The sequence below is a fragment of the Kitasatospora sp. NPDC093558 genome (assembly GCF_040683475.1).
In the GTDB taxonomy this organism is placed as follows: domain Bacteria; phylum Actinomycetota; class Actinomycetes; order Streptomycetales; family Streptomycetaceae; genus Kitasatospora.
This window is the reverse complement of the sequence record NZ_JBFBDY010000283.1, coordinates 1-8,280: the sequence shown is the minus strand read 5'-3', so window position 1 is coordinate 8,280 and position 8,280 is coordinate 1. Positions and strand designations below refer to the sequence as shown.

At 74.8% G+C, this 8,280-nt stretch carries 8 protein-coding genes and 1 pseudogene; 6 read left to right on the top strand and 3 right to left on the bottom strand.

Going from position 1 to position 8,280, the window contains the following annotated elements; all coding sequences use genetic code 11:
* Positions 1–686 (bottom strand): annotated as a pseudogene (locus AB0O00_RS23545) (SWIM zinc finger family protein); the annotation flags it as partial.
* 136 nt (positions 687–822) lie between these two features.
* On the opposite strand from AB0O00_RS23545, the gene AB0O00_RS23540 reads away from it, so the two are divergent.
* Positions 823–1,722, top strand: a complete 900-nt coding sequence (locus tag AB0O00_RS23540) for an acyl-CoA thioesterase II (protein WP_363654824.1) — start codon at positions 823–825, stop codon at positions 1,720–1,722.
* A 131-nt stretch (positions 1,723–1,853) separates the two neighbouring features.
* Positions 1,854–2,576: a TetR/AcrR family transcriptional regulator gene (locus tag AB0O00_RS23535; protein ID WP_363654822.1), complete on the top strand. Its 723-nt coding sequence runs from the start codon at positions 1,854–1,856 to the stop codon at positions 2,574–2,576.
* Here AB0O00_RS23535 and AB0O00_RS23530 read toward each other — a convergent pair.
* On the bottom strand, positions 2,573–3,793 hold the full coding sequence (locus tag AB0O00_RS23530) for a sulfite oxidase (RefSeq protein ID WP_363654820.1): 1,221 nt from the start codon (positions 3,791–3,793) through the stop codon (positions 2,573–2,575). The genes AB0O00_RS23535 and AB0O00_RS23530 overlap by 4 nt on opposite strands.
* Before the next feature lie 193 nt (positions 3,794–3,986).
* Here AB0O00_RS23530 and AB0O00_RS23525 point away from each other — a divergent pair, with 193 nt between their 5' ends.
* The 4 genes from AB0O00_RS23525 to AB0O00_RS23510 all read left to right on the top strand — a co-directional run bounded on the left by AB0O00_RS23525 (position 3,987) and on the right by AB0O00_RS23510 (position 7,332).
* A complete protein-coding gene (locus AB0O00_RS23525; RefSeq protein ID WP_363654818.1) occupies positions 3,987–4,778 on the top strand; it encodes an alpha/beta fold hydrolase in 792 nt (263 codons plus the stop codon).
* Positions 4,779–4,830: 52 nt separating this feature from the next.
* The gene (locus AB0O00_RS23520; RefSeq protein ID WP_363654816.1) at positions 4,831–5,202 is read left to right on the top strand and encodes a MerR family transcriptional regulator; all 372 of its coding nucleotides are present in this window, start codon (positions 4,831–4,833) and stop codon (positions 5,200–5,202) included.
* Positions 5,203–5,369: 167 nt separating this feature from the next.
* Positions 5,370–7,028, top strand: coding sequence for a BCCT family transporter (locus AB0O00_RS23515; RefSeq protein WP_363654814.1), 1,659 nt, complete (start codon positions 5,370–5,372; stop codon positions 7,026–7,028).
* A gap of 121 nt (positions 7,029–7,149) precedes the next feature.
* A complete protein-coding gene (locus tag AB0O00_RS23510; protein WP_363654812.1) occupies positions 7,150–7,332 on the top strand; it encodes a hypothetical protein in 183 nt (60 codons plus the stop codon).
* Between the two features lie 156 nt (positions 7,333–7,488).
* Here AB0O00_RS23510 and AB0O00_RS23505 read toward each other — a convergent pair.
* Positions 7,489–8,280 (bottom strand): DUF2398 family protein (locus tag AB0O00_RS23505; protein ID WP_363654810.1); only part of this gene is annotated, 792 nt, incomplete at its 5' end.

Here is an 8,280-nt window from a genome sequence, read left to right as displayed (position 1 = left end):
CTGCGCCCGCCGCGCGGCAGCGAGCGCAGGAAGCGGACCGCCTCGGCGGCGGGCAGCTCGGCCCGCAGGTCGAAGCCGGCGGCGGTGACCTGCGTCTCCGCGAAGCCGCGCAGCCAGCGCGCGGGCAGCGGCACCTTCTTCTCGACCACCGGCCCGTCGAAGGTGGTGACCTCCAGCGCGTCGGGCCCGACGGCGAGGTGCAGCGGCTCGGCCGGGCCTATCCGGGTGAGGGCCTCGCGCAGCGGGTTGTTGACGTCCACGTTGGTGGTGCCGTGGCCGATGTCGTCGCCGTCCAGTGCGGCTTCGAGCACGTCGAGGCGGGCGTAGACGCCGCAGCAGCCGGAGAAGGACTCGAAGCGCAGCCGGTCCCCGTTGGCGGTGACCACCGGGTCGAGCGAGGCGCGCAGCTGCGGCTGGTAGTAGCGGGCGGCGGCGACGTCCGCGACGGCGAGCAGCGCGGCGGCGGCCGGCGCCGGGTCGGCGAGGAAGCCCGCGAAGAACCGCGGGTTGGCCGCCGCGCCGAGCGGCGTGGCGCCGCCCGAGGTGGCCAGGTCGAGCCGCCGGCCGGCACCCGCGGCATCTGAACCGAGGACGACACCGGGGGCGGCACCGGGGGCAGCATCGGGGACGGCATCGCGGACAGCGGAGGGTCGCAGATAGGCGTACGCGTGTGCGGATTGCGTCATGCCGAACACGCTAGGTGAGGGCACTGACAATTCCTCACCCACGCCCGGGACTGAAACAGGTTCTACACGGCTTTCACCCCCCGGATGGTTACCCACGTCACACCGCCGCACGGTTGGCTTCTGCCACTATGGGCCCGTGACCGACGTGACCGAACAGGCAAGACGCGCCGCCGCCCCGGCCCGCTCCTTCGCCGCGCTGCTGGAGATCGAGCGGCTGGACGAGAACACGTTCCGGGGCTGCTGCCACGCCGGGGCGCCCATGCGCGCGTTCGGCGGACAGGTCGCCGCGCAGGCGCTGACCGCCGCCGGGCGCACCTGCGACGGCGACCGCGCGGTGCACTCGCTGCACAGCTACTTCCTGCTGCCCGGCGACCCGACCGAGCCGATCCGCTACGAGGTCGACCGGGTCCGCGACGGCATGTCGTACACCACCCGCCGCGTCACGGCGGTGCAGAACGGGAACGCGATCTTCACCCTCTCCGCGTCCTTCAAGCGCCCCGAGCCCGCCACCGACCGCCACCGCCCGATGCCGCCGGTGCCCGGCCCCGACGGCCTGCCGGACGCCTTCTCGCTCTGGGAACCGGCCGCCCGCGAGGCCCTCGCCCGCACCGAGGGCTTCCGCGAGCTCGAACTGCGCTTCGTCCCGGACGACGCGCCCGGCCTGCCGGAGGCCGTCCCGGGGATGCCGCAGCAGTTCGTCTGGCTGCGCACCGGCTCCCCGCTGCCGGACGGCGACCCGCTCCTGCACACCTGCGCGCTCACCTACCTGTCCGACCTCACTCTCGCGTCCACCGCCGGACTGCAGGTACAGCCGAACTTCTTCCGGCGCATCGAGCCGCCCCGGCTGCTGATGGCCTCGCTGGACCACGCGATGTGGTTCCACCGCCCGTTCCGGGCCGACGAGTGGCTGCTGTTCGCCCAGCGCAGCCCCTCCTCCTCGGACGGCCGGGGCCTGTCGCTCGGCGAGTTCTACGACCGGGACGGGCTGCTCGTCGCCTCGGCCGTACAGGAGGCGCTGATCCGGGAACGGCGCTGAACCGGCCCCTTCCCCGCACCGCTCCGCGACCGGCCGCGGCCCCGCCCGGCACGGCGGTGGCCGCCCGGCGAACGGACGGAGGCCGGTCGGCGTCATACTCCTGAGCGGCCCCGGCCCGTATCATGGTGCGGGTGACCAAGGTTGACCTGTCACCACGGCCGGTGGAGGCGATGTCTCCGCGTCAGCTCGAACGCCGCGAAAGCCTGATCGCGGCGGCGCTCGCCCTGGTGAACGAGATCGGCGTCGAGCGACTGCAGATGAAACAGGTCTGCGAACGGTCCGGAGTCGCCCTGGGGACGGCGTACCGCTACTTCTCCTCCAAGGACCACCTCCTGGCGGCGGCGATCGCCGAGTGGCACCGCCTGCTGCTGGCCGACCTGGTGGCCGAGCTGCGCGGGCCCCGCGCCGGGCTGGGGGCGACGGACCGGGCGGTGCGGTTCGTCCGCGGGGGGATGCGCGCCTACCAGCGGCAGCCCGAGCTGGCGCGGCTGCGGGTGGCCGTCGCCGCGTCCACGGACCCCTTCGCCAGCGAGGCGCTGCAGGGCATGGCCAGGGCCGACAGCGCCGCGCTCCAGGCGCTGATGGGCGAGGTGCCGGGCGCCGCGAGCGACCTCGTGCGGCACATCGTGGGCCACGCCTGGCAGGGCGAGCTGACCGCGTGGGTGACCGGCCGCACGACCCTCGGGGACGCCCGCCGGCGCCTGGAGGACGTCGTGCGGCTGGTCCTGAACCCGTACGAGACGCCCTACCCGGCGCCCTACGAGGTCCAGACCGCGGTGCAGACCACGGCCGTCCAGACCGCGACCGTCCCGGCCACGGCGGTGCAGGCCACCGCCGTGCAGACGACGGCCTAGGCCCGGTCCCCGGCGGGCGCCGGGGGCGCGGCCACCGTCACCGGGTGGGCCACCACCGCGCCGAACAGGTAGCCCTCCCGGTTGAACTCCGCCGAGCGCGGCTGCGTGCCGCCCCGGCGGTCCGTCGCGCGGGCGCACAGCTCGTAGCGGCCGGGCCGCCCGGGGCGCCAGTCGATGCTCCAGCGCGTCCACTCGTGGGCGCGCGGCTCGTCGTGCAGTTCGGCGCTGCGCCACGTCCGGCCGCCGTCGTCGCTCACCTCGACCCGGTGCACCGCGGCCTCGCCGGACCACGCGCGGCCGTGCAGCCGGTGAGTGCGGCCGGCCGCCAGCACGGCGCCCTCGGCGAGCTCGAAGGCGCACTTCGGCACCTGCGCGGTCAGCGGCGCGCCGCCGCCGGGCGGGTGGCCGGGGCCGAACATCCGGTAGAAGTCGGTGTTCCAGGGCGAGGACAGCGGCCGGTCGGCCACCTCGATCGAGCCGAGCCACTTGATCGAGGCGATGCCCACCCAGCCCGGCACCACCAGACGGGCCGGCGCGCCGTGGTCGGGCGTCAGCGGCTCGCCGTTCATCCCGTAGGCGAGCAGGACGTCGTCCAGCGCCTTGGCGACCGGCAGCGGACGGCGCACCGGGCCGTAGTCGGTGCCGCCGACGACGTAGTGCGGGTCGAGGCCGGCCGGCAGCAGGTCGACCGCGGCGGGGCCCAGCCCGGCCTCGCGCAGCACGTCGGCGAGCCGGACGCCGTACCAGCTCGCCGAGCCGATGCCGCCGAGCGCCCACGGCGTGCCCGGGACGCGCTGGTGCTGGCGGCTCGCGTAGTAGCTGCGGCCGTTGCCGGCGCACTCGATCAGGGCGTCGATCCGGGTGCGGGGCAGGGCCTTGAGGTCGTCGAGGGAGAACTCGACCGGCCGGTCCGCGGACGGGGCGCCGCGCAGGCCGGTGCCGAACAGCCGCAGCCGCCACGTGCCGGGGTCGATCAGCGGGGTGCGGGTGTGGTTGCGAACGAAGAACCGTTCCACCGGAACGTGCAGGCCGATCGCCGCACCGCCGTCCGCGTCGCGCAGCGCGTCCCAGCGCATCTCGGCGTTGGTGTCGTGCGGCACGAACCACGCCGCGGGCAACGGCTTGACGATCCCGGGCACGTGAACCGCCTCAGGTTCCGGCACGTGCACCGGCCCGTGCACCGGTTCATGGACCGGCCCATGGACGTCATCGGCCATGAGCGGACTCCTTCCCTCCGGACGGAAGCCACCGTGTACCACCGATCCGTCACATTCCGGATCGTACGGCCGCCCCCGGGCCGCCGGTAAGACGGCCACCGGTACGACGGCCACCGGCTTGACCTTCTCACCGGTGTGAACACCTACCGTACGGACGAGCCACCGCCCGCACCCACCGACAGGAGCACCCCCGATGGCGTCCACCCCCTTCCCCCCGCTCGCCCGCACGGTCCGCGGCACCGGCCCCGGCCTGCTGCTCGCCCACGGCGCCGGCGGCAGCGCCCGGGACAACTGGGGCCCGCTGCTCGCCGACCTCGCCGCCCACCGCACCGTCGTCGCCCCCGACTACCCCGGCTCCGGCGACACCCCGTACGAGCCCGGCGAGCCCACCCTCGACGACCTCGCCGACCGGCTCGTGGCGACCGCGACCGAGGAGGGCCTCGACACCTTCGACCTGGCCGGCTACTCGCTCGGCGCCGCCGTCGCCGTCCGGGCCGCCACCCGCCACCCCGGGCGGGTCCGCTCGCTGCTGCTCCTCGCGGGCGTGGCCGGCGGCTCGGCGCGGCTGCGGCTGCTCGCCGACCTCGCCGTCGACCTCGCCGACCGCCCGGCCGACCTCGCCCGCCTGTTGCTGACCGTCGTGCTCGGCGGGACGTGGGTCGACGCGCTCCCCGCCGACGACCTCACGTTCCTCCGGGACTCGCTCGGCTCCGCCGTCCCACAGGGCTTCCGGCAGCAGTTCCGGCTGGCCGGCCGGGCCGACGTGCGCGCCGAGCTCGCCGCGATAGCGGTGCCCGCCCTGGTCGTCAGCACCACCGAGGACCAGCTCGTGCCGCCGGGCCAGCACCGCGCCCTCGCCGACGGCATCCCCGGCGCCCGCCTCGCCGAACTCCCTTCCGGCCACCTCCCCATGGTCGAGCGGCTGCCCGAACTGCGGTCCGTGGTGCTCGACTTCCTCAAGGAACTGGACGCCACGGGCGCTTGAAGCCGACGGCACGATGGGGAACACGCCCGACTGACGGGACGTTCGCCCGGTCATGCGCATCGGAGAAGTGTCCCGCCTGACCGGGGTGTCCACCCGCCTGCTCCGCTACTACGAGGAGCAGGGCCTCCTCGAACCGGCCCGCTCGGCGGCCGGCTACCGCGAGTACGCCGAGGCCGACACCGTCCGGGTCCGGCAGATCCGCAGCCTGCTCGCGGCCGGCCTGTCCACCCGCGTCATCGCCGAGATCCTCCCGTGCGCCACCGGCCCGATCCCCGCCCTGGAGGCCTGCCCGGACCTGCTCGCCACGCTGCGCGGCGAACTCGCCGACCTCGACTCGCGCATCGACGAGCTGACCCGCAGCCGCCGGGCCCTCGCCCGCTACCTCTCCACCGCGCACGCCCCAACCCACGAGTACGCGGCCTGACCTGCCACGGGAGCGGCGGTGACGGGACGTAAGTCCCCTCCCGCCGCCTCCCCGGCGCGCCCTCCCCGCCCTCGCGGTGCGAACTGGACATAGTGCGATACGCAGCCGAGTCCCCGCCATATCGCCACCACCCGGCTCCGCCCCGCACAGCACGAGAGGCACGCCCGATGAGCAGCCAGCCGCCGCAGTCCGAGCCCCGCCCCAAGGGCCCGGACGACCCCGCCGAGACGCTCCCCGCCGACCGGGTGGTGTTCGGGGTCGGCGCCGTCCTGGTCCTGGCGGTGGTCGCCTGGGGCATCTTCGCCGAGGACTCCCTCGGCCGGACGTCCAAGACCGCGCTCGGCTGGGTCCTGCACAACTTCGGCTGGCTGTTCGTCGTCGCCGCCGACGTCTTCCTCGCCCTGACCGTCCTGCTGGCCTTCAGCCGCTTCGGCCGCATCCGGCTCGGCCGCGACGGCGACGAGCCCGAGTTCTCCACCCTCGCCTGGGTCGCGATGATGTTCAGCGCCGGCATGGGCATCGGCCTCATGTTCTACGGCGTCGGCGAGCCGCTGCAGCTGTTCGCCGCCCCGCAGCCCGGCTCCGGGCTCGAACCGCAGAGCGCCGCCGCGGCCCAGCAGGCCATGGAGTTCTCGCTGTTCCACTGGACCCTGCACCCGTGGGCGATCTACGCCGTCGGCGGCCTCGCGCTCGCCTACACGACGTTCCGCAAGGGCCGGGGCAACCGCATCTCCTCCGCCTTCGTCCCACTGATCGGGCAGCGCGGCGCGGACGGCTGGCCGGGCCGGGCGATCGACCTGCTCGCCGTGTTCGCCACCGTCTTCGGCTCGGCGACCAGCCTCGGCCTCGGCGCCCTCCAGGTGGCCGACGGGCTCGGCTACATCTCCTCCGTCCGCAACACCCAGAACGCCCAGATGGTCATCATCGGCTCCCTGACCGCCGCGTTCGTGCTCTCCGCGTTCTCCGGCGTCCACAAGGGCGTCAAGTGGCTCTCCACGGCGAACGTCGTGCTGGCCTCGCTGATCATGCTCTTCGTGTTCGTCTTCGGCCCCTCGGTGTTCGTCCTCGACTCCGTCCCGTCCACCGTCGGCGGGTACCTGTCCGACCTGCTCGGGATGTCCACCCAGACCGGTGCCTTCACCGACGAGAGCTGGCTCGGCTCCTGGACGATCTTCTACTGGGCCTGGTGGCTGTCCTGGGCGCCGTTCGTCGGCACCTTCATCGCCCGCATCTCCCGCGGCCGGACCATCCGCCAGTTCCTCCTCGGCGTGCTGCTCGTGCCCAGCGGCGCCACCGTCATCTGGTTCTGCGTCATGGGCGGCACCGCGATCCGCCTGGTCACCACCCGCACCGCCGACCTCGTCGCCACGATCCCCCAGGGCGCCGAGGCCTCGCTGTTCGAGATGCTGCGCTCGCTGCCGCTCGGATCGGTGACCAGCGTCGTCGCGGTGCTGCTCGTGATGACCTTCTTCATCACGAGCGCCGACTCCGCCTCGCTCGTCCTCGGCTCACTGTCCAGCCGGGGCTCGCTGCACCCGCACACGTGGCTCGTCGTGGTGTGGGGCGTGCTGATGGGCGGGGTCGCCGCCGCCCTGCTGCTCGCCGGCGGGCTCACCGCCCTGCAGAACGCGACGATCCTCGTCGCGCTGCCGTTCGTCGTCGTGATGCTGCTGCTCTGCGTGTCCCTCGTGAAGGAGCTGCGGGAGGACCCGGCCGCCGGGCCGTCCCGCTTCCACCCCGCCCACGGGCTGCGGGACGCGGTCCGCGTCGCGGTCGGCGAGGCCCTCGCCGACGCGGGTCGCCGCGACCGCACACCACCCGCCTGACCAGCCACAACGCCCCACCCGAGACAGGGTGGGGCAGATTCGCCCAGGCCGTCGCCCAACCCCCGTCCGGACTTCACCCGTGCGTACCGACCGTTCATTCCGCCCTGACAGCCTCCCTGACATGAACGCCTTCCCTTCGGCGACCTACCAGGAACCGCGCTTCCCGCTCCCCCAGCGCCACCGCCGCCTGCTCGCCTGCGCCGCCGTCCTCGCCTCCATCGCCCTCGGCACCTTCGGCGTCGGCGCGACCGTGGAGACCGTCCGGCACGACACCGTGACGACGACCGCCACGGCCGGCAAGTAGCCCAGCCGCCCCACCGGATCCACCGGCACCGCCGTCCCCCACGGACGCGGTGCTTTCGCATGTCGGGGCCGAACGGATGCCTCAGCGCCGAACGCATGCCTCGGCCGAACGCATGCCCCGGCCGGGCACTGGCCCGGGACGGGCTTCGGAAGGGTGTTACCCGTCGTCGTCCCGGCGGGAGTGGCGGCCCGTGCCCGGGGAGGGGCGCAGGTCCAGGGCGGGGGCGTAGCGGGCGGCCGGGGGGCGCAGGAGCCACGCCGGGGGCCGGGTGGCGCGCGGGGCGGGGGTGACCAGGCCCAGGCGGTGCAGGAGGTCGAGGGCGTCGCGGCGCAGTGCGGTGCGGTCGGCGAGGTAGTCGCGGCGCCAGCCGGCCGGGAGGCCGTACTCGTCGGCGATGTCGCCGAGGACGCCGTCTATCAGGGCATCGGGGATCGGCACGTCGCCGTCGGCCGGGTCGCCGGGCAGCGGGCGGACCTCCTCGACGAGGCGCTCGACGAGCAGCAGGGCGGCCTGCGGCAGGGTGCCGGCGCCGGGCAGGGCGAGGTCGGTCAGTTCGTCGGCCGGGTCCAGCAGGGCGACTCCTTCCGACCTCAACTCGGCTTCCAGGCCGAGGAATTCGCCGAGCGCGGCGGGGCCGCTGAGCCGGTGGTCGCGCAGCCAGGCGCGCTGGTCGCCGGGGAGGTCGGCGGCGAGGACGGCGGGCGTCTCGGCGAGCAGGCGGCGCACGGCGGTGGCGGGTTCGGCGTCGGCGGCGCGGCGGACGAGGTCGGCGGCGTCGTCGGCGAGGGCGGGCGGGACGGCCGGGACGGCGCGCGCGAGTTCGCTGTCGACGGTGAGCACGCAGGAGCGGTCGGCGGCGGCCGGGTCGTCCGGGAGGTCGCCGAGCACCTGCCAGTCGGCGAGCGCGGCGAGGGCCATGGCGCGGTCGGCGGGCGCGGCGGGCAGGTC

Coding starts and splice junctions, on each gene's coding strand:
- AB0O00_RS23530 (WP_363654820.1), bottom strand. CDS start 3,793: ATGGCCGATGACGTCCATGGGCCGGTCCATGAACCGGTGCACGGGCCG.
- AB0O00_RS23520 (WP_363654816.1), top strand. CDS start 4,831: ATGCGCATCGGAGAAGTGTCCCGCCTGACCGGGGTGTCCACCCGCCTG.
- AB0O00_RS23525 (WP_363654818.1), top strand. CDS start 3,987: ATGGCGTCCACCCCCTTCCCCCCGCTCGCCCGCACGGTCCGCGGCACC.
- AB0O00_RS23515 (WP_363654814.1), top strand. CDS start 5,370: ATGAGCAGCCAGCCGCCGCAGTCCGAGCCCCGCCCCAAGGGCCCGGAC.
- AB0O00_RS23510 (WP_363654812.1), top strand. CDS start 7,150: ATGAACGCCTTCCCTTCGGCGACCTACCAGGAACCGCGCTTCCCGCTC.